17 protein-coding genes are annotated in these 20,088 nt (G+C 49.6%); 11 read left to right on the plus strand and 6 right to left on the minus strand.

What is annotated here, in order from left to right:
• Positions 1-3 precede the first annotated feature (3 nt).
• Both ACQ4MZ_RS02765 and ACQ4MZ_RS02770 read right to left on the minus strand, forming a co-directional pair.
• A complete protein-coding gene (locus tag ACQ4MZ_RS02765) occupies positions 4-663 on the minus strand; it encodes a hypothetical protein (protein ID WP_430842715.1) in 660 nt (219 codons plus the stop codon).
• Between the two features lie 5 nt (positions 664-668).
• The gene (locus ACQ4MZ_RS02770) at positions 669-1,277 is read right to left on the minus strand and encodes a DUF4136 domain-containing protein (RefSeq protein WP_430842716.1); all 609 of its coding nucleotides are present in this window, start codon (positions 1,275-1,277) and stop codon (positions 669-671) included.
• Positions 1,278-1,601: 324 nt separating this feature from the next.
• On the opposite strand from ACQ4MZ_RS02770, the gene ACQ4MZ_RS02775 reads away from it, so the two are divergent.
• The 3 genes from ACQ4MZ_RS02775 to ACQ4MZ_RS02785 all read left to right on the plus strand — a co-directional run bounded on the left by ACQ4MZ_RS02775 (position 1,602) and on the right by ACQ4MZ_RS02785 (position 4,418).
• On the plus strand, positions 1,602-2,162 hold the full coding sequence (locus tag ACQ4MZ_RS02775; protein ID WP_430842718.1) for a DinB family protein: 561 nt from the start codon (positions 1,602-1,604) through the stop codon (positions 2,160-2,162).
• A gap of 211 nt (positions 2,163-2,373) precedes the next feature.
• A complete protein-coding gene (locus tag ACQ4MZ_RS02780) occupies positions 2,374-3,051 on the plus strand; it encodes a response regulator (protein ID WP_090156860.1) in 678 nt (225 codons plus the stop codon).
• On the plus strand, positions 3,048-4,418 hold the full coding sequence (locus ACQ4MZ_RS02785) for a HAMP domain-containing sensor histidine kinase (protein ID WP_430842720.1): 1,371 nt from the start codon (positions 3,048-3,050) through the stop codon (positions 4,416-4,418). The genes ACQ4MZ_RS02780 and ACQ4MZ_RS02785 overlap by 4 nt, the downstream gene beginning before the upstream one ends.
• A 287-nt stretch (positions 4,419-4,705) precedes the next feature.
• Here ACQ4MZ_RS02785 and ACQ4MZ_RS02790 read toward each other — a convergent pair whose 3' ends face one another.
• From ACQ4MZ_RS02790 to ACQ4MZ_RS02800, 3 genes are all read right to left on the minus strand, one after another.
• The gene (locus ACQ4MZ_RS02790) at positions 4,706-5,785 is read right to left on the minus strand and encodes a mechanosensitive ion channel family protein (RefSeq protein WP_430842722.1); all 1,080 of its coding nucleotides are present in this window, start codon (positions 5,783-5,785) and stop codon (positions 4,706-4,708) included.
• Between the two features lie 7 nt (positions 5,786-5,792).
• Positions 5,793-6,611 (minus strand): N-acetylmuramoyl-L-alanine amidase-like domain-containing protein, encoded by an 819-nt coding sequence (locus tag ACQ4MZ_RS02795; protein WP_430842724.1) that lies wholly within the window; start codon positions 6,609-6,611, stop codon positions 5,793-5,795.
• A 134-nt stretch (positions 6,612-6,745) separates the two neighbouring features.
• Entirely contained in the window at positions 6,746-8,485 is a 1,740-nt protein-coding gene (locus ACQ4MZ_RS02800; protein WP_430842726.1) for an alpha-amylase family glycosyl hydrolase, read from the minus strand.
• Positions 8,486-8,617: 132 nt separating this feature from the next.
• Here ACQ4MZ_RS02800 and pgmB point away from each other — a divergent pair, with 132 nt between their 5' ends.
• From pgmB to ACQ4MZ_RS02815, 3 genes are all read left to right on the plus strand, one after another.
• Positions 8,618-9,268 (plus strand): beta-phosphoglucomutase, encoded by a 651-nt coding sequence (gene pgmB, locus ACQ4MZ_RS02805; protein ID WP_430842728.1) that lies wholly within the window; start codon positions 8,618-8,620, stop codon positions 9,266-9,268.
• Positions 9,265-11,580 (plus strand): glycoside hydrolase family 65 protein, encoded by a 2,316-nt coding sequence (locus tag ACQ4MZ_RS02810; RefSeq protein WP_430842730.1) that lies wholly within the window; start codon positions 9,265-9,267, stop codon positions 11,578-11,580. The genes pgmB and ACQ4MZ_RS02810 overlap by 4 nt, the downstream gene beginning before the upstream one ends.
• A 140-nt stretch (positions 11,581-11,720) precedes the next feature.
• Positions 11,721-13,997 carry a tetratricopeptide repeat protein gene (locus tag ACQ4MZ_RS02815; protein WP_430842732.1) on the plus strand — a complete coding sequence of 759 codons (2,277 nt, stop codon included), beginning with the start codon at positions 11,721-11,723 and terminating at the stop codon, positions 13,995-13,997.
• 126 nt (positions 13,998-14,123) lie between these two features.
• On the opposite strand, the gene ACQ4MZ_RS02820 is transcribed toward ACQ4MZ_RS02815, so the two are convergent.
• On the minus strand, positions 14,124-14,501 hold the full coding sequence (locus tag ACQ4MZ_RS02820) for a response regulator (RefSeq protein WP_430842734.1): 378 nt from the start codon (positions 14,499-14,501) through the stop codon (positions 14,124-14,126).
• A 166-nt stretch (positions 14,502-14,667) separates the two neighbouring features.
• Here ACQ4MZ_RS02820 and ACQ4MZ_RS02825 point away from each other — a divergent pair, with 166 nt between their 5' ends.
• From ACQ4MZ_RS02825 to ACQ4MZ_RS02845, 5 genes are all read left to right on the plus strand, one after another.
• Positions 14,668-14,919 carry a YtxH domain-containing protein gene (locus ACQ4MZ_RS02825; protein WP_430842736.1) on the plus strand — a complete coding sequence of 84 codons (252 nt, stop codon included), beginning with the start codon at positions 14,668-14,670 and terminating at the stop codon, positions 14,917-14,919.
• 11 nt (positions 14,920-14,930) lie between these two features.
• Positions 14,931-15,242: a hypothetical protein gene (locus ACQ4MZ_RS02830; RefSeq protein WP_430842738.1), complete on the plus strand. Its 312-nt coding sequence runs from the start codon at positions 14,931-14,933 to the stop codon at positions 15,240-15,242.
• 446 nt (positions 15,243-15,688) lie between these two features.
• Entirely contained in the window at positions 15,689-17,131 is a 1,443-nt protein-coding gene (gene rpoN / locus ACQ4MZ_RS02835) for an RNA polymerase factor sigma-54 (protein ID WP_430842740.1), read from the plus strand.
• Positions 17,132-17,160: 29 nt separating this feature from the next.
• Entirely contained in the window at positions 17,161-18,624 is a 1,464-nt protein-coding gene (locus ACQ4MZ_RS02840) for a sigma-54-dependent transcriptional regulator (protein WP_430842742.1), read from the plus strand.
• A gap of 20 nt (positions 18,625-18,644) precedes the next feature.
• On the plus strand, positions 18,645-20,075 hold the full coding sequence (locus ACQ4MZ_RS02845) for an ATP-binding protein (RefSeq protein WP_430842744.1): 1,431 nt from the start codon (positions 18,645-18,647) through the stop codon (positions 20,073-20,075).
• Positions 20,076-20,088 lie beyond the last annotated feature (13 nt).

A 20,088-nucleotide genomic window follows, 5' to 3' on the forward strand; every position in this document is an offset into this window, starting at 1 on the left:
TGTTTACCACCAACGATAGAATAGGCCTATCGAGCCGTTCACGGATGATATGCCTTTGTCGATGTAGTCATATTTATAGGCCGTGCCATCATACTTGACACGCACATCAAGGCCCAGCGTCCCGTCTTTTTTAAATAAAAATTTGGAACCGGCCCCAATGCCGTATTTAAAGCGTACTTTCTGGTCCTGCGACGATAATGTGCCATAATAAACGGTATAGTCGAGAATGCTGGCACCGGCGCTGATCTGCACATAAGGCTGCACCTGCGAATTGCGGGGCAGGAAGTGGTAGTTAGCGAACAGCTCGACAGGATATTGCGAAACGGTGCGCGTCTGTACTGCTGAAATGGTGCCTTCCGAACCTTCGTACAGCGCCCGGGGTACGCGTTTTTCGAAATAAGTAGAACCGATTTCACCTCCCACGGAAAGCGGGGAGTTTCTCAGGACCCACTCAATGGAGAGCGAGAAATTTTGGAATGAGGTTTTATCAATATAATTATCCTTGAAAGAACCCATTGGTACGGCACCCATGAAGCGGGCGGTAGCCAGGTAATGGGTGTAACGTTCAAACGGGGAGGCAATGGTATATAACTTGGGTTTTTCCTGTGCCAATGCGGGCAGGATATTCCCAAGAAAAAGGGCAATAATGATGATGCGTTTCATTTTTGTTACTTGATTTTAAGATAACCGGATTGGCCGAAAATGGAATCCGCCATTTTGTCTACGAGTTTCTGGTCGCCGATGGCTGCGCCGCGGATCTGCGCTTCCCAAACCGCGTTGAAAGTTTTCCCTGATGCCGTCGTCTTCGGGTTTTTGAAATCGAGCATCGATATCAGCCAGGAACTCTCACGGGTTTCGTAGTAATTGTAATAGCTAGGGTAGCCATAACCAAATCCGCCCCAGTAACCGCCATAATAGGAGGAAAGCGGTTGATAAACATTTAAGTAGGTATTGGTGATCCACGACACGTTGATACCTAAATCCGGATTTTCCTTGCGACCAACGTGTCTGTAACCCATTGCTTCCATATTGGTGATCAGGCGCTGGAGCATGGCGCGGTCGATGTCGTCCAGGGAAGTGCCGGCGCGGTCATTTTCGACGATCAGCACCGAGTCTACAATGCTGAATGTCTTATACTGCGTGAAATTGGCGGATTTATCGTGATTTGTTATGTATACCAACGACTCCTCATTGGAAAGATCGCTGATCGGATCTTTCGAACACGACATCAATCCAAGGCCGACGATCAGTAAAAGGAAAGAGGCTTTCTTGAACATTTGAGTTGTATTTTAAAATTTGTTAAATAAACGAAAATTGAAATGCTTAAAGTTTATGAGCCTATGAGTTCATGAGTTTAAAGTTTGTGAGTCCATGAATCTCAGTTCGATGGTGCTGCCGAACAGCATACTTTAAACTCATATACTCTAAACTCATCAACTACTTGGTGACGGTATCGCGCCGCGATTGGTTGGAACGCTGCCGTTTCCCGCAGACGATCAGGAGAGTATGGAAGCCGGTAAAATGTCTCTTTAATATTGAAAACACAATTGGACAATCTTCATCCGAATCCCCGTAAATTTGCAGCTGTTTAATCTAATCATATGGAAGCAAAAGAAGAGATTTTAAGAATTATAGATGTACTTAACGACACCTACGAAAGCGAAGAGGCGTGGTATGGACCGTCGGTAGTAGAAGCGTTGCGCGACGTTACCCCGAAAATCGCGGAGGCGCGTCTGAGCGCCAATACGCATTCTATCGCCGAAATCGTGTATCACATGACCACCTGGCGCATTTTTGCGGTCCGGAAGTTGCAGGGCGATGCGGAGTTCGATATTAAAACGCAGGATAAGGACTGGAAGAAATTTCCGGTGGTCGACGAGTTTGAATGGGAGGCAATCCAGATGGAATTGAGCCTTTCACAAGAAGAACTGGTGTCGGAACTCGAAAAGATCGAAGACGACAGCTTCCTGGAAGAATTTGTACCGGGCCGTGATTACTCTTACTATACATTAATCCACGGCGTAATCCAGCACGACGTTTACCACGCGGGCCAGATCGGACTCATTAAAAAAGCAGCAAAGGCCATGCGTCTGGAAGAAGATGATGATTACGGCGCATATGGCGACCGTTCGGATTATGACAATTCCGCAGACTATTACTGATACTTACATGAAATTTTGCAAAAATAGGCAACTACCTATTGTTTATAATTTAAATTTTATATTTTGCATTATAATGGAACGTGGGATGTTGAGAAATGCCAACGTTCCAATGGTGTGGATATAGACAAAAAGGCTGTCCGATATTTCGGGCAGCCTTTTTTTAAGCAAAAATCTGTGCAACATTTGGCACTTTAAACCGCTTGATCATTCTATGAAAATACTAATCGTTGAAGACGAACCGAAACTCGCAGGCTTTCTGAAAAGGGGCCTGGAAGAGCAGTCGTGGGAAGTGGAACTGGCTTATGACGGACAAGTCGGTAAGAAAATGGCTTCCAACTACCGGTTCGATGTGATCATTCTGGATGTAAACCTGCCGCTGCTCAACGGCTACGACCTCGCCAAGCAGCTCCGCGCCGACGGCCTCACGACCCCGATCCTGTTTCTGACCGCATTGGGCACGATCGATGACAAACTCGATGGTTTCGAAGCCGGTGGCGACGATTATTTGGTGAAACCTTTCGAGTTCCGCGAATTGATTGCGCGGATCAAGGTGCTTTCGCAACGCAACAGCGCCCGTGAGCAATCCAGTCAGGTACTTACCCTCGCAGATCTCGAACTGAATCTCGACGAAAAGGTGGCCAGGCGCGGCGGCAACCGGATCGATCTCACCGCCAAAGAGTTCGCATTGCTCGAATACCTCATGCGTAACCGTGGGCGCGTGGTCTCGCGTGTGGACATCGCCGAGCAGGTGTGGGACATCCGGTTCGATACAGGTACGAATGTGATCGATGTATACATCAATTTCCTGCGCAAAAAGGTTGATAAAGACTATCCTACCAAGCTGATTCACACGGTAGTCGGCATGGGTTACATTTTCAAGGAAGAATGAACATCAAATCGCGCCTGACGCTGCTGTTTACCTTGCTGGTAGGCTCCATTATGGCGCTGTTTTGTGTTGCTATTTACTTTTTCTACGACCAATACCGCGAAACACAGTTCTACTCCTTCCTGAACGAGCGCGGCCAGACGATCGCCCAGCTCGTGGAGGCCAGCCACGGTATCAGCAAAGCGGACATCGAAAAGATCGAGAAGGAGAACAAAACCATCCTGCTCGACGAAGAAATCACGATTTACGATGGCTCCGATTCGGTCATATTTGTCAGCGGGAAGGAGCATTTCAGGCTTTCCAAGCCGATGCTTACCGAGGCGCGCGCCGGGAAGGAGATCCATACGAAGCATCAGAAGAAGGAGGTAATCATCATCCGGCACATTTTGCAGGACCACCGGAAGCCGTGGGTCGTGGCGGTGATCGCGAACGATTACCTGGGCATGAACCAGCTCAACCGCCTCCGCGAAATCCTGCTGGTAGGCTGGCTGTTGTCGATGGTGCTCGTCGGCGTTGCCGGATGGCAATTTTCCAATGATGCCATCAAGCCCGTGGCCGACATTATCGATCAGGTGAATAATATTTCAGCAGGAAATCTGCATGAAAAAGTGCGGGTAGGGCGGGAGAAGGACGAGCTGGCATTGCTGGCCGAAACGTTCAACCAGATGCTTACCCGGCTCGAAATCGCTTTCGTCGCCCAGAAAAACTTTGTCTCACACGCTTCGCATGAGCTGCGTACGCCCCTGGCGCTCATCATGAGCGAGGCCGAGCTGAGTTTGATGAAAGAGCGCTCGCCGGCCGATTACCAGGATGCGTTGAAAGGTATCTGGTCCGAAGCGAAGGAAATGAACGAGCTCGTAAGCCGCCTCCTCGAACTCGCACGGACCGAGGAGAATGCATTTAGGGTAACATTTTCGAAGATCAGGATCGACGAGGTACTATGGCAGGCAAAAGGCTCGGTACAGCAGAAAAACCCGGGCTATCAGGTGCATATTCATTATGATAAAATCCCCGACGACGAGGAGCAATTGAAGCGTTTCGGGGATGAGAGTCTGCTGAGGACGGCGTTCCTGAATCTGATGGACAATGCCTGCAAGTACTCGCCGGACAAGACCTGCAATGTTTTTTTAGAAATCAAAAACCGGCTGATAATCGTCTATTTCCGTGATATGGGCATCGGCATCGCCCGGGAAGAGCTACCTTATATTTTCGATACCTTCTATCGCAGTCAATCCACGATCAGTAAAGCAGGCTATGGCATTGGTCTTGCACTCACCAAGCGCATTATCAACATGCAGGGCGCGACCATCGAAGTGGAGTCTGCACTAGGCACCGGCACGACCTTCATTTTGAAATTCCCGCCTTTTTAATTCGTTTTTAATTCAGCGTTAATGCCTCTTTAACAACGGAAAAGCTCTTTTGTAATGTAAATCGCACGTTCTGATTTATGCGTGCCATCAGGCATTTCAATAGCTTTCACTCGTTGGTATTCCCCGTTTCTTGCAGGCTGTGATTTCCCTTTTTGAATCCCGAAGCGGTGCCTGTTACGATGCGGAAACGAACGGATCAAAATATCGAAGAAAAACTGTATTGAGTTAAATTGAGTTAGGTGAGTAGTAAGAAAAGACTGGCCTTCGGATCTTCCGGAGGCCAATTTTTATATGCCCGTTTCGGAGACTTTGAATTTCGTCTGCGTAGTCTCTTCCACGCGGGTTGCGGGTAATGCCTCGGGATGTTCCTGTACGATATATTCTATCAATTTTTCGCGTACCAGGCAGCGTAAATCGAAGGTCTCGCTGGAATTACGTGCCGACATCAGCGCCCGCACCACCATCAGTTGTCCCTGCGTGTCCGTCACCTGCAATGCCCACGCGCGACCATCCCAAAGCGGGGTAGCTTCCAGGATTTCTTTCAATTTCGTCCGAAGCTTGTCAACGGGGGTGTGGTAATTGAGGTAAAAAAATGCTGCACCGGTCAGTGCACTTTCATTACGCGTCCAGTTCTGGAAGGGCGTTTCGATGAAATAGGTAATGGGCAGTACAATGCGCCTTAAATCCCAGATATTGACCACCACGTAGGTCAGATTGATCTCCTCGATGCGGCCCCATTCGCCTTCCACGATCACTACGTCATCGATTTTGATTGGCTGTGTGAATGCGATCTGAATTCCCGCCATCAGGTTTGCCAGCGACTTTTGCGCCGCGAAACCGATGATTACCGACGCAATACCGGCCGACGTAAGGATCCCGACGCCATATTGCCGCACGCTGTCGAAGCTGAGCAACAGTATCGAAACGCCAATGGTCACCACCATGATCACCACAATACGCTTGATAAACTTGATTTTGGTAAAAAGCCGCCGCGCCTGGTTGTTGTCGGGCGTATTGAAATCGAGCTTGGCGATCAGGATTTTTTCGACGATGATCACAATCCGGGCCATGAGCCAGGTCGTGATGCCAATGAGCGCGGTTTTGCTCAATGCGAAAACCCAGTCGTATTGCGGGTTGGAGTAGGAATAGGTTTTGGCCGCCGCCGTAATGAGTACGATCGGTACGAAGAAATGCAGCACGCTGGTGAGATTTTCACGGATTGCGTGCACCACGGTCCACTCTTTCCTGGATGCGGTTATTTTAATCAGACTGATGATGATAATGCTGATGACCAATCCAATGGTGCCCGCCAGCAAAAGCAACAGCCAGGGTGAATTCCGGTAGTTAATCAGTTCGGTTAAATCCATTCACGGTTCAGATATCGTTGAGACGGGCCACGATCATACCCGTATGTTTCGGGACGGATGCCACGTATTCGGCCAGCGGAACATTCGTCATGATCACCTTTTTGCCCGTGAGCGACGCGTGGATCAGGTAAGCGCGGCTGCCCACTTTCGAAATAATGCCCATATGGTTCACATCCAGTCCTTCCACCGACGACGTGAATGCAACAATGTCGCCATCGTGCAGCATGGGTTCGGCTTTTTGAATCGCGCTTTTGGGAATGTAGCTGTGCTCTCTGGAGTTGATCACCGCCTCCTGTTCTTTCAGTTTTTCGTACACTTCACTGGCAGCTAGCGACGGGTACAAATTGGCATGGGTAGTCATGAAATTGATTTCCTTGTTGAAAGGTACCCCGCCCACCTTGGAAGTAATGTCTTCGAGGCGGCCGCGTTTCTGGTTTTCATACAGCCAGTCGAGGATGTAATGCAGCCGCGAAGGATATCCGTCGATTACGCCGTCGCGGTACCGGAGGCGTGTCAGCTCATTTTTATATTCGTCAAAAGTCGCATTTTCGGTTTTGGCAACGGCCAGCGCGATCACGCTCTCTACCAATGTCGTACAATCCAGCCCGTCGAACTTGCATACCAGCCGTTCGGTAGGGTTGCCTTCCAGGCTGCCGGCGACATAAGGCGTGCCCAGGAACGACTCGCTCATGCGCAGGACCTGCGTGCCGATATCCGGACTGGCGGGCAGCTCCATTTTCTGCACAAAAGTCTTTTGCAGGCTGGCCTGCCCGAAAGAGGCAACAGAACCCAGCAACAAAATGGAAAGCACTACAAATCGGATCATACTTGAATTTCTTTAAAACCAGGGTACGTTAAAGACAAAAAACTTGCCACGATAGAATAGCCACAAATTCGTGGATAATGTAAAATTAATGATCAAAAGCCCCTTTTGCAACGGCAGAAGGGCTTGCAATGGGGTTACTTCGGCACGATCTCGAACGCAAATGCCGAAATCGGGGGAAGTTCGATGTGCACTCCCGTAGAAGTAATGTCGGCTGTGCGCAGCTGTACCAGAGGCACTTCAACCGGGAACACGGGCTTCAATTTATAATCGCCGGTATTGCCCAGTTTCAGCACGTTCGTCCATACATCCTGCGGCACTTTGATCAGCGTTTCTACGGTAAGAGACTCGTGAAAATTGTATACGAACAACATTTTTTGATCGTCGGTATGCCGCAGATAGCTGAAAATGATATTCCCGTCGTAGTTGAACGACTGTCCGTTGATATTTACATATTGCAAATCATAGAATCCGCCTGCATATACCGCCTCGTTTTTAAGCACAAATGCATTGAGGTTACTGTAAAACCGACGCAACGTCTTTTGCTCGGTGGTAAGGAGCTCTTCGTTGAACTGGCCGCCATTGACCCATTGCTGGACTTCGGGTACACCCCAGTAGTCGAAAATAGTCGTGCGGCCGTCCTCGCCCTGGAAACCTTCCTGCTGGGTAGGGTCCACGCCGAGTTCCTGTCCGAAATAGAGCATCAGCGGGCCTGTGTGGAGCGTGGCGCTCAGTACCATCGCGGGCAATGCGGTCCATGGGTTTCCCGCAAAATACCGGGATGCAATGCGCTGTTCGTCGTGGTTTTCGAGGAAGCGGAGCATATGCTCACTGAAATCGCCCGATTCGTGCTGCCAGATGCGTGTAATATCCGAAGCGCTTCCATGCCCCTCGATCATCCGCCGCAGCGAATTGTACAGCCCAACTTTGTCATATAGGTAATCGAACTGACCTGTATAAATGTAATTGCGGTATTCGAATGGATTATAGATCTCGGCAATGAAAATGACCGAGGGGTTTTCCTTTTTCACTTCCGGAATCACCCAGCCCCAAAACTCGACAGGCACCATTTCGGCCATATCGCACCGGAAACCGTCCACGCCTTTGCGCGTCCAGAAAATAAGAATGTCGCGCATTTTAAGCCAGGTGGAAGGAATAGGGTCAAAATGGAGCGACCGGCCGTTGAGGTAATCGACGCCGTAGTTTAGCTTGACGGTCTCGTACCAGTCGAACTGGCTGGGTTGGGCCTGGAAAACATCGTTGCCCGTCGCTTTGGCGGGCCGTTCGTGGTAGGGAGTCGTTACCGGCAGCGGCGGCTGGTGGCCTTCCGGTACGACGAAATCGTGGTTTGGAATATAATAAAAGTTATTGGAAGGACTAAAAGTGACTGTATTGTCGTCGTCCTCACCGAAATCCTTCACACCCTCAGGCCGCACATCCGAATGGTACTGGCGCGCAACGTGGTTGGGGACGAAATCAATAATCGCTTTCAGCCCGTGCGCGTGCGTGCGGATAATAAGGTTTTCGAACTCCTGCATCCGCTTGGGCACATCCACGGCGAGGTCGGGATCCACATCATAGTAATCCTTCACTGCATAAGGAGAGCCGGCAATGCCTTTCACGATCAGCGGATGATCGGGATTAATGCCGTATTCCGAATAATCGGTGAGCGTGGCATGTTCGAGCACGCCGGTGTACCAGAGATGGGTCACACCGAAATCCTTCAATGCGGCCAGCGCAGTGTCGTCGATGTCATTAAACTTCCCGCACCCGTTCTCCTCGATCGTCCCGTAGACCTTGTTGGTTGTGTTCTGATTGCCAAAGAGGCGTGTAAGTAGCTGGTATATAATGAATTTGTCCTTGTTGACGGCGGGCATTTTTTTGGGGGTTCTAAATGTTCTGGGAAAGCTTGCAGCGCGGCGTGGTGACACCGGATAGCCCGTATTTCGGCCCTGACGCAGCAAATTGCTAATTTTTACTATTTTGCAAGATATTAAATTTGAAATGATATGCCCTCAATACAAGCTTGCCTTTTTGATCTCGACGGGGTAATCGTTGACACCGCCCAATTCCATTACATCGCCTGGCGCGAAATGGCGCAGGACCTCGGTTTCGACCTTACGCGTGAAGAAAACGAACGCCTGAAAGGCATCAGCCGCATGGAATCGCTCGAAATCGTGCTGTCGATCGGCGGAGTTACATTGTCCGACGAAGAGAAGCTTCGCAGAGCCACTGCCAAAAATGCGCGTTACCTGGAACTTTGCATGCAAATGACGCCAGACGATGCGTTACCCGGCGTGCGCCATTTTCTGGAAGAGTTGAAACGGAATGGTATCCCCAGCGGCCTCGGCTCGGCCAGCAAGAATGCAAAGGTCATTCTCGAAAGGATTGATATGCTGCATTATTTCGATACGATCGTCGATGGCAACCGTATCACCAAAGGCAAGCCGGATCCGCAGGTGTTTTTGATGGGTGCGGCCGATCTGAATGTGTCACCCGCGTATTGTGCGGTGTTCGAGGACGCCGTTGCGGGTATCGAATCCGCGAAAGCGGCCGGTATGCTCGCTGTGGGCGTGGGGGAAGCATCGGTACTGACCGAAGCCGATATCGTGATCGCCGGTTTTGAAAATTTTGGTTTGCCTCAATTGGAAAACATATGAAGAATTACATCACGCACGATGAATGGTGCATTGTAGAAGAAGGTTTTCACCCCGAACACAACGAAATTACGGAAAGCCTTATGAGCCTCGGCAATGGCCGGATGGGTCAGCGGGGTAATTTAGAAGAAGGGTATTCAGGCAAAACACTGCTCGGAAACTACGTCGCGGGCGTTTATTTTCCCGATAAAACCAGGGTAGGCTGGTGGAAGAACGGTTATCCCAACTATTTTGCCAAAGTACTCAATGCCTGCAACTGGACGGGCATCGAGATTCGCGTCGGTACAGAATTGCTCGATTTGAATACCTGCAAAATCGACGAATTCCGTCGTGTGCTCAATATGAAAGAAGGTGTGCTGGAACGTACCGCGACGGTGACGCTGTCGGGCGGAAGGAAGCTGCGCATTCATTCCAAACGCTTTTGCAGCATGGCCGACGACGAGGCCGGCGCCATTAGTTACAGCATGGTGCCGCTCAATTTTACCGATTATTTTAGTATTACTCCATTCCTCGACGGCCACATCCGCAACCGGGATTCCAACTATGATGAATCGTTCTGGAACGGCATCGCGCATGAGGCGTACGGGCAGGAAGGTTATCTCGTGCTCGAAACGAAAAGCAATCCTTACCAGGTGGAGCAGTTCCGCGTCGCGACTGGGATGAAGTTTGATGTAAAACGGAATGGTATGCCTGTAACCGGTACCGTTCAACTCGCTTCAAGGGAAAAATATGTGGCGGGTACCGTGCAGCTAGAAGTGCGGGAAGGACAGGAGGTTACTGTTTATAAATATGCCGTAAACCTCTCATCGGCCAACTACCCGCACGATGAACTCGTACCGAAAGCGAAAGCCTACGTTGCCCGCATTGCCGAAAAGGGATTCGATCGCATGTACGCGGAGCAAGTGCAGGTGTGGGCGGGCAAATGGGAGAAGAACGACATCACCATTGCCGGCGATGTGGCCGCCCAGCAGGGTATCCGGTTCAATATTTTCCATTTGGGACAAACTTATACCGGTGAGGACGAGCGTCTGAACATCGGGCCCAAAGGCTTTACCGGGGAGAAATATGGCGGTAGTACTTACTGGGACACCGAGGCCTATTGTATTCCGTTCTACCTTTCTACGGCGGACGAAAAAGTGGCGCGTAACCTGCTCATTTACCGTTACAAGCATTTGGAAAAAGCGATCGAGAATGCCGGAAAGTTGGGTTTCACCGACGGCGCCGCGCTTTATCCGATGGTGACTATGAACGGGGAGGAATGCCATAACGAATGGGAGATCACGTTTGAGGAAATTCACCGGAACGGCGCCATTGCGTATGCCATTTACGATTATACCCGCTACACGGGGGATGAAAGCTATGTCAAAGAATGGGGCCTGGAAGTGCTGATCGGGATTTCGAGGTTCTGGAAGCAGCGGATCAACTGGTCGGAGGATAAGGGACAGTATGTGATGCTGGGCGTAACCGGGCCGAACGAGTATGAAAACAATGTCAATAACAACTGGTATACCAACTACATCGCTTGCTGGACGCTGCGCTACACGCTGGAAGTCATCGACAAGCTATGGAAAGAAGATTCCCGCAAGCTGAATGAGCTGATTTTCAAAACCAACTTGCAACTTAACACGGAACTTGCGGACTGGAAGCACATCGTCGACAATATGCATTATCCGTTTGATGAAAACAGGCAGGTGTATTTGCAGCAGCAGGGTTTCCTGGATAAGGAACTACTGACCGTCGCCGACATTGCCGACCAGCGCCCCATTAACCAGCGGTGGTCGTGGGACAGGATCCTACGGTCATGTTTTATCAAGCAGGCTGATGTTTTGCAGGGCCTTTATTTCTTCGAACATGAATTCGACGCCGCCACCATTCGCCGCAACTTCGAGTTCTATGAGCCGATGACCGTCCATGAATCGTCATTATCGCCGTGCGTCCATTCGATCCTCGCGGCGGGGTTAGGCTTGCGCGAAAAGGCGTATGAGATGTACTTGCGTACCGCTCGCCTGGATTTGGACGATTACAACAACGACACTGAGGACGGTCTGCATATTACTTCGATGGCCGGCACGTGGATGAGCATAGTAAAAGGCTTTGCCGGACAACGGGTGACTGACGGCCTGCTGTCGTTCAAACCCTACATTCCAGAGCAATGGAAAGAATATTCGTTCCGGATCGGTTTCAGGGGTATTTTGCTGAAAGTATCTGTCTCGAAACAGGCGGTCTTCATTGAAAACCTTTCGGAACGTGCTCTGACGGTTTTGGTTAACGATAAAAAGGTGTTTATCGACGCTCTGGCTTCCGTGCAACTTTAATCACCAGTAGTTTACTTAAAATGATGTTATTTATTTAAAAAATTATATTTTAACCGAAATTTATCAAACGGTCTAAGCAATAATTGTAATTTTCCCTGATTACTTGTAGGTTAGGGGCTTTTGAACCATTAAGCACCCCTATGGTACAGAAAATCCACCTACTTGTAATGACAGGTATGTTGCTGATGTTGACGGTGTTAGCGCCGCGGCAGGTCTCAGCGCAGGATTTTAGTGAGTGCCAAGGACTTGTCAAAGAACTTCTACCTATTTTTAACAAGTCATTCGAAGAAAATAATCCTGCGTTATTGCGCGGCGAGGAATACCAACGCGGTGTGCGCAATTTGCAGGCCGCTTATGCTGCCTACCACAAGCAAGCCTTTCAACCCTCCGATTCCGTGCAGCGCATGAACAACGAGGCGGTGATCCTTGCGCTTTCCGGCAATTACCAAAAAGCATTACACATTATGGAAGCGCTGGATTTGGCCGAGCTCGATCCGCATCTGCATTATAACCGCGGCCTTTTTGCGATGCTATCGGGTAAATACGATGCGGCGCGTAAAGATTTCTTCGACGCTCCCGGCGGCACCGCGGCTACTGTGAATACTCTCGTCGCGCTCGGTAAGCAGAAACGATACAACGAGGCGGCAAGGTACGCCACCGATAATTCCGCGAAAAGCACAGGCGGTAAATGGAATTTCAACCTGGGCATGGTGCATAAGTACGGCGGCCGGATGGAAGAGGCGGTAGATGAGCTCACGGCGGCGATTCGCCAGAAGGACGAAATGGCTTACCGCCTGCAACGGGGCGATATCCTCATGCGCACGGGCAACGAGAAACGGGCGGTGAAGGATTTCGAGAAAGTAGCGCGTACACACCCGAAAGCGCAGATACGCTACGCGAACGCGCTGCTTTCACTCAATCAGTTCGGAATGGCGAAGGCCGTTTTTGAAAAGTACCTCGAAACCGACGACCGCACATTTCGCGGCGATGCCTATCTCGGAATGGCGCATGCGTGCTACGGTCTGCAACAGACCAGCGAAGCACAGCGGTACTACAAACTTGCATCGACTTTGAAACGCGAGACGCCTTCTTTACTGTCCGGCATCGCGAATACCCATCTTAGCAAGCATGAATATCAGACCGCATTCAGCCTTTTCGACAGGGCGATCAAGAAGGACTCGACCTATTTGCCTGCTTACCTGGGCCGCGCGGTGGCCCATTACGGGCAAAAGAAGTATGATCTCGCATTAAAGGACTTCAAGAAAGGGGAAAAGGCATTGAATGAGGGCAACAAGTTCTTCGCAGACCTTTTTGTTACAAAAGCTTTTTCGGAATACTACCTGAAAAAGAGCGCTGAGGCGCAGGAGGACTTTCAGAAGGCGATTAAGCTCGATCCAATACGTTACGAGGCCCTGGCAGGATTAAGCAGCATCATGATCGACCAGAAACGGTTTTCTGACGCAGGCCAGTATCTGGCGAAAGCATTGCAGTATGAACAGGGTTACGACCTGATGTGGAGCAACTATGGCAACTTGCTGCTGCATTTTGATATGTACAAAAAAGGTTATCAGGTATTTAAAAAGGCCATTTCACTAAACCGGTCGAATGTGAATGCACAAAACGGCTGGGGGATCGTGCTGCTGGAAAACGATCAGCTTGATAAATCGATGGCCTTATTCGATAGCCTTGTTCGCGAAAAGCCGGAGTTACCGTTCCTGCACAACAATCACGGGATTGTGCAGGCCTACATTGGTAACCGGCATTCTCAGAAACACCAGGTAAATGAAGCGAACGCCCGGTACGATGGCGCATTCGAAGACTTCAAACTTGCTATGGCGGCCGCACCTGGCCGAAAGTTCTATAATGTGAACCAGGGGAATGTGTACCGGTATATGGAACGATACGACGACGCGAAACTGAGCTACCAGACTTACCAGGACAAGAGTGCACTGAACAATACAGCCGTAATGTATGCAGGCCAGGAGCGGCTCAAAGATGCGAAGTACTATCTCGGTATCGCCATTCAGATCGACTCGCTGCACCGCGTTTTCCAGTACAATATGTCGGTGCTCATGAAAGGTAAGCAGAAGGAAATAATGCGGCTCGTTGCTTCTTCGGATGAAAACAGTCCTTTTTCCGACATCGGCATCAAATATAGTCGTGACGGTTTCGTGACCATCTATCTGTACGACTATGAATACGACGTACTAAGTTTCCCGGGACGCCACTATATGCCTTTGCCTGTGGCGGAGTATAAGGAAGATTATTTCATCCCTGAATATGATTTCAAGCTCGTTCCCTACGAGAAAAAGAAAATAGATACCGAGAGGAAGAAGCATGTGCGCTACCGCAGTCAGAAGGTGAAAATGCCGGGCCGTAAGGGTAGGTCAGGAACAAAATGTCCTGTGCTGTTTTAGAAGTTAACTACGATTGAACAGTACGAAAAGGCCGCTTTGAGCAATATTTTCTACGGACAACCAGGGTAAGTCCCCAATTGAGGCAAGTATTTCCACGATTTGTTGTGATGCCAGGCGCCGTAAAGCTCAGATTTCGTTTGCAGGTTTTGTGAAGATATTCTTGACTTCTACAAAGCTTATGGGTTTATCGAGGAAAAAGTCCGCGCCGTTCCTAAATGCTTCTTCTTTTAGGTTCGTCATGGCGCTCATCATCACCACTTTTGCACGTTTGCCCGGGTGTACGTCCCGTATTTGCCGGATTGCCTGTATACCCTTTCCGTCGGGTAAGTTGTTGTCTATGAATATCCAATCGGGACGCATGTCCCGGATACAATCAATGCCTTCCATCAATGAAGCCACCACCCTGACGTTGCCGTCGGGGGTTTTAATATTCAATTGCCTGACTAGAAAATTGCGCATCAACACTCCCAGATCCCGTTCATCTTCAATAATAACAATTTTCATAGCGCTGTGTGAGAAGTAAAAATTTCAGCCATTGGTAGCGGAGGTATTTTCGGGTAGTAAAAGCAATAATCCTGCCATCCACGGACCGCACGGGTCATTCTGATTGGTACAGGATTTGCGGCGGTTCTGGGTGAAACGAAATGATCCACATTAAAACAAGTGTGTTATGTCAACGAACAAAATCATTTTTGGGATAGTAACAGCGGCAGTGGCCGGTGCCGTTATCGGCTTATTGCTGGCACCGGAGGATAGTAAGAAAACAATCAAAAAATTGAAAAAGAAAACCAATGAGCTGGCGGGCGATCTGATAGCGGCATTGGAAAAAAGTAAGGCGAAAGCTGCCGATGCCGCCGACCAGTTGAAAAAGGAAGGGGAGGCATATGCAGACGTCGCCCGTGAACAGGTAGGAAACATTTGACCGGAATAGCTATGGAACCAAAGGGTGATCTGACAAAGTCGCAAAAGAAAAAGGGAACCGCTTCCCAGACGGTCGACTATTTCAAGGACCTGATGGCAGCCGGCCCCGACGGCATTGCAGGCCGGGGCGTGGAAGTGGGATTAGGTGCCTTGTTGGGAAGAACCGCATTAAGGCGGCTTCCTATGCCGTTCAATCTGCTCGCGCCGCTGCTGATCGAAAAAGTGATTATGAAGCATGGCGTGGAGCAAGGACGTGAATTGTTGCTCAAAGGCTTGTACTGGGTCAAGAGTGCGACCGACGAAAAACCTTTGCAGCCGGCATGACCGGGCCGCACCAGATAGGAGACCCTCCCCGGCGGAGGGTCTCGTCGTTTATAGAAGTAGGCAAGGGTTTTGCATTCTGTATTTTGTGGTTTTCGTATGTTAGGCCTCGTACCGACGGCAGTGTAATATCGGGGAAACGAAAACCGGAACCCATTTGAAGATACGATATCTTTTGATTTTCAGCCAGATGAAGCAGATGGTGAGCAGGTACTGCCGGATGTGCACCAGATATTCTGCCTTACTATTGCGAGACTTCAAAAGCTGGCTGGAGTGGCCGCGGAGGCGTTTTTGAATGGGGATTAGCTCTACATTCTGAATTATAATACTCAGTATGTGGAAATAACTACGCAATCTTCGGTAACGCACTTCTCTGTTGAGGCAAGATTGGATAAAGAGTCGTAAATTTAAAGCATCAAGAGAATGTAAATTTTACCCTTAGTTGCTATATGCAAAGACAGACGCAGACGCAGAGACAGACTTTAAAATACTCTCCCTTGCAAATTCAGATGCTGAATTTACTGCACCTGACTACAATGGAGCTTGAACAAAGAATTAAGGAAGAACTGGAAGAAAACCCTATACTGGAAGAGGGGAAGGAAGAGAGTACGTCGGAAGATGCGCCGGAAGAATTCGACGAATCGGATAATTCGTCGGGTAATGAAGATAATTCCGTCCAAGATTATTACGACTGGGATGAGTTTCGCGACGACGACATTCCGGACTATAAAACGTATGCAAACAACCAGTCGGCTGACAACGAATTATATACCCGCCCGATGGTGGAGGCCATCTCGTTCAGGGACGACCTCAAACAGCAGGTACACTTTCTGCAACTGGATGAACGCCAGCAATTAATCGCCGACTTCATCCTCGATTCGCTCGACGAGGACGGTTTTCTGAGGAGGGAAAGCGATGTGATTGCGGACGATATTTCATTTGCGAACAGCATGTTTATCGATACCGACGAAGTGAACACAATGCTGAAAATCATCCAACAGCTCGACCCACCCGGGATAGCGGCCAGCGATTTGCGGGAATGCCTGCTTATCCAGCTCAACCGCATGGAGAACCAGAACGAGACCTGGAAATGGGCTTGCAAGATTGTTACGGATGCTTTCGATGAGCTAGGTTCACGGAATTATGACAAAATCATGCGGATCACCGGGCTGGACGAAGAGTCCCTGAAAAAGGCTATTCAGCTGATTACCACGCTCAATCCGAAGCCGGCGTCGGGATTACGCAACGATTCCATTGTGAATGAAAGCATCAAGCCTGATTTCATGCTCTGGTACACCGAGGATGGGGAGATTGAAGTACAGCTAACCTGGGGAAATAGCCCTGCGTTGAAACTGAACAAGGTTTTTACCCAAATGGCGGAGCAGAAGCAGGATAAGGCTACCAACCAGTTCCTCAAAAACAAGATGAACTCGGCGAAATGGTTCATTGATGCCATCAAGCAGCGGGAGAATACGATGCTGAATACACTGAAAGCGATCGTGAAGCTGCAATACGATTATTTCCAAACTGGCGATATCAAGAAGCTCCGGCCGATGATCCTCAAAGACGTGGCCGAGATCATCGACATGGATATTTCGACCGTATCTCGTGTAACGACCAATAAATACGTGCAGACGCCGTTCGGGATTGTGCTGCTGAAAGACCTATTTACAGAAGGTGTTACAAATGAGGATGGTACGGAGGTTTCGAACCGGGAGATCCAGGAGGCTATCCGGGAGATTGTGAGTGAGGAGGACAAGCGCCACCCATATAATGACCAACAAATTACAGATATGCTTGCCGAAAAAGGCTATTCCGTTGCCAGAAGAACGGTGGCCAAGTACCGCGAGCAATTAAATATACCTACCGCGAGGTTGAGAGTTACTATTTAAAGCAAACAAGTTAAGCCCTGATACCCGGCATGAAAAAAATAGTTGTTGTTGATGATGAAGCGGATATTTGCTTCCTTTTGAAGCGTTTTTTGTCAAAAAATGATTTTATAGTAGAAACAGCCCAGAATGGCAAAGACGGGCTCGCATTGATAGAATCCATTTCGCCCGACCTCGTCATGACCGATTTCAGACTCGGAGATATTACCGGGACCGAATTGCTGACGACCATTAAGTCCAAAAGGCCCAATGTGCCCGTCCTGATCATTACCGGTTATTCGGATATTAAAGTGGCGGTGAATGTGATGAAGCTGGGCGCATACGACTACATCACCAAGCCACTGTTCCCCGACGAAATTTTGGTTACAGTAAAGAAGGCCATTGCCGACGCGGAGGCTTCCCAAAACGAGGAGCAGCAATATGTAGCCCCGGCGTCGTCCGACGGCAATGGCGAGTCAGCGAAACCCGCGCGCAAGAGTCAGCCACGGACAAGAGCGGGCTATGTGATGGGCAACAGCGATATTTCGGATAACCTTTTCCGCCAGGTGGATCTGGTGGCTCCAACAAATTTCAGCGTGATTATCTATGGCGAAAGCGGCTCCGGAAAGGAAGCTATCGCCCAGGAAATCCATAACCGGTCGAAACGTAAGGACATGCCGTTTGTGGCGATGGACTGCGGGGCCATTTCAAAGGAGCTGGCCGGCAGCGAGTTGTTTGGGCACGAAAAAGGCTCGTTTACAGGTGCATTACAGACCAAAATTGGTCATTTCGAGCTCGCGAACGGCGGTACGCTGTTCCTCGATGAGGTATCCAACCTGTCCTATGAAATACAGGTAGCACTGCTGCGTGTGGTGCAGGAGCGTAAAATGCGCCGCATTGGTGGTTCAAAAGAGATCGATCTGGACGTCCGTATTATCGTGGCGAGTAACGAGCGGCTGCTCGATTCGGCGCGTAACGGCAAGTTCCGGGAAGACCTTTACTACCGGTTCAATGAATTCACGATCGAAGTTCCCGCACTGCGGAACCGTAAAGATGATCTGATGCTTTTTGCCAGTGCATTCCTCGAAACAACCAATGTGGAGCTCGGTAAGAATGTCAAGGGGTTTTCGGAAGAAGTTAAAAATGATTTCCTGAACTACTCGTGGCCGGGGAACCTGCGTGAGCTCAAAAATGTGATCAAGCGTGCGACCCTGCTTTCGGATGGCGAACTGATCGAGGAGAAGGCGTTGCCGTTCGAGATTGTGAATTACAAACGCCTGAAAGACCTGGATGACGAGCCTGCCCCGGCGGCAAGTTCGGTGGCGGCATCACTGCTGTCCGATAATGTGGACGGCGATGACGCCAAGCCAAGCCTTAAAACCGTAGCCAATGAGGCGGAATACGACATGATCATGCAGGTGCTGCGGGACGTCAATTTCAATAAAAGCAAGGCGGCGCGTTTACTGAATATCGACCGGAAGACGCTTTATAACAAAATGAAACAATTCGACATCTGACAGCGTAACAGGAACTAGGGATGAATAGCAAACTGATCAGGGTATTGTTGGTGGATGACGACGAGGATGATTATTTCCTGACCCGTGAATATTTTCAGGATCTGGTCAACTGGAAATTCGATATCACCTGGTGTGCGACGTTCAAAGAGGCGGAAATCCAGATCAGAAATAACAAATTCGACCTTTACCTGTTCGATTACCTCCTCGGAGAGAATACGGGTATCGACCTGATCGAGCTCGCCTGCAATTTTGAATGCGAGGAGCCGATTATCCTGCTCACGGGTAAAGGTGATACGAAGATTGCCGTCGAAGCATTACGCCTTGGAGCGGCAGACTACCTGATCAAGAGCGAACTGGACGCCGAGAAACTGGAACGAAGTATCCGGTATGCATTGGAACGTACTTCGGTTTTGAAAGCGCTGCGCCATAGCGAACGGCGCTACCGCCGGGTGTTCGAAGAATCAAATGATTTCTTGTTTATCAGCGATCTTGAAGGTAATATCATTGATTTCAATGAAGCTGCGAGCATTCTCACCGGCTATTCGGGCGAGCAGTTGAGGGAGAAGAAAATTACTGAACTGGTAGATGATCTCCTGTTTGCAGCGCGCTGGAAAGACATTGCCGACCAGCCTATTCATGACCATGAAGTGCGCTTGCTGACCAAAGACGCCGATAAGAAGTACTGTCTGTTTTCCGCATCGGTGGAAGTGGATGACGACCATCCCTATATCCAGGGCCGGTTGCACGATATGACCGCCCGGAAGCAGTCGGAAAAGGAAAGACTGTTTTCTGAAAAAATGGCTGTGACCGGCAGGCTCGTGCGCATGCTCGCACATGAGGTACGTAACCCGCTCACGAACGTGAACCTTTCGGCCGAGCAGCTGGAAATGGAGCTCGCCGACGAGGATCACAAATTCTACACACAGATTATCAAGCGAAACTGCACGCGCATTAATGACCTCATTACCCAGTTGCTGCAGCCGTCCTCTTCGGAGGATATCGAACTGGTAGAAAGTTCGGTACATTCGGTGTTGAGCCAGGCCATCAGTGCCGCGCTCGACCGCGTACAGCTCAAGAGGATTCAGATCGTCAACGAGTTTGCTGATGAAGAGCTCGCATTACCGCTCGACCGGGTTTCGCTGCAAATGGCTTTCCTGAACCTCATTACCAATGCTATCGAGGCCATGGAAGAGGACCGGGGCATACTCCGGATCGCAACGAGAAACCATGGAGACCACATTCAGGTAATATTTGTCGACAATGGCTCGGGGATTAGCGAGGAGCATATGGACAAGATATTCGAACCCTATTTTACCGGAAAAAATAATGGAATGGGCATCGGGTTATCCACGACTATGAGCATTATCCATGCACACCACGGACGCATCGAAGTGCAGTCACAGCTGGGCGTGGGCACTACTTTTACCATCAGTTTCCAGACTGGCAAGTAATTGCTTTCAGCTT

The sequence above is a fragment of the Dyadobacter sp. BHUBP1 genome, assembly GCF_050587785.1.
Taxonomy (GTDB): Bacteria; Bacteroidota; Bacteroidia; order Cytophagales; family Spirosomataceae; genus Dyadobacter.

Excerpts from the sequence above, each read along its gene's own strand:
- ACQ4MZ_RS02785 (WP_430842720.1), top strand. The coding sequence starts at position 3,048 with ATGAACATCAAATCGCGCCTGACGCTGCTGTTTACCTTGCTGGTAGGC.
- ACQ4MZ_RS02810 (WP_430842730.1), top strand. The coding sequence starts at position 9,265 with ATGAAGAATTACATCACGCACGATGAATGGTGCATTGTAGAAGAAGGT.
- ACQ4MZ_RS02840 (WP_430842742.1), top strand. The coding sequence starts at position 17,161 with ATGAAAAAAATAGTTGTTGTTGATGATGAAGCGGATATTTGCTTCCTT.
- ACQ4MZ_RS02765 (WP_430842715.1), bottom strand. The coding sequence starts at position 663 with ATGAAACGCATCATCATTATTGCCCTTTTTCTTGGGAATATCCTGCCC.
- ACQ4MZ_RS02820 (WP_430842734.1), bottom strand. The coding sequence starts at position 14,501 with ATGAAAATTGTTATTATTGAAGATGAACGGGATCTGGGAGTGTTGATG.
- rpoN (WP_430842740.1), top strand. The coding sequence starts at position 15,689 with ATGCAAAGACAGACGCAGACGCAGAGACAGACTTTAAAATACTCTCCC.
- ACQ4MZ_RS02795 (WP_430842724.1), bottom strand. The coding sequence starts at position 6,611 with ATGATCCGATTTGTAGTGCTTTCCATTTTGTTGCTGGGTTCTGTTGCC.
- ACQ4MZ_RS02815 (WP_430842732.1), top strand. The coding sequence starts at position 11,721 with ATGGTACAGAAAATCCACCTACTTGTAATGACAGGTATGTTGCTGATG.
- ACQ4MZ_RS02830 (WP_430842738.1), top strand. The coding sequence starts at position 14,931 with ATGGAACCAAAGGGTGATCTGACAAAGTCGCAAAAGAAAAAGGGAACC.
- ACQ4MZ_RS02790 (WP_430842722.1), bottom strand. The coding sequence starts at position 5,785 with ATGGATTTAACCGAACTGATTAACTACCGGAATTCACCCTGGCTGTTG.
- ACQ4MZ_RS02845 (WP_430842744.1), top strand. The coding sequence starts at position 18,645 with ATGAATAGCAAACTGATCAGGGTATTGTTGGTGGATGACGACGAGGAT.
- ACQ4MZ_RS02825 (WP_430842736.1), top strand. The coding sequence starts at position 14,668 with ATGTCAACGAACAAAATCATTTTTGGGATAGTAACAGCGGCAGTGGCC.
- ACQ4MZ_RS02770 (WP_430842716.1), bottom strand. The coding sequence starts at position 1,277 with ATGTTCAAGAAAGCCTCTTTCCTTTTACTGATCGTCGGCCTTGGATTG.
- ACQ4MZ_RS02780 (WP_090156860.1), top strand. The coding sequence starts at position 2,374 with ATGAAAATACTAATCGTTGAAGACGAACCGAAACTCGCAGGCTTTCTG.
- pgmB (WP_430842728.1), top strand. The coding sequence starts at position 8,618 with ATGCCCTCAATACAAGCTTGCCTTTTTGATCTCGACGGGGTAATCGTT.
- ACQ4MZ_RS02775 (WP_430842718.1), top strand. The coding sequence starts at position 1,602 with ATGGAAGCAAAAGAAGAGATTTTAAGAATTATAGATGTACTTAACGAC.
- ACQ4MZ_RS02800 (WP_430842726.1), bottom strand. The coding sequence starts at position 8,485 with ATGCCCGCCGTCAACAAGGACAAATTCATTATATACCAGCTACTTACA.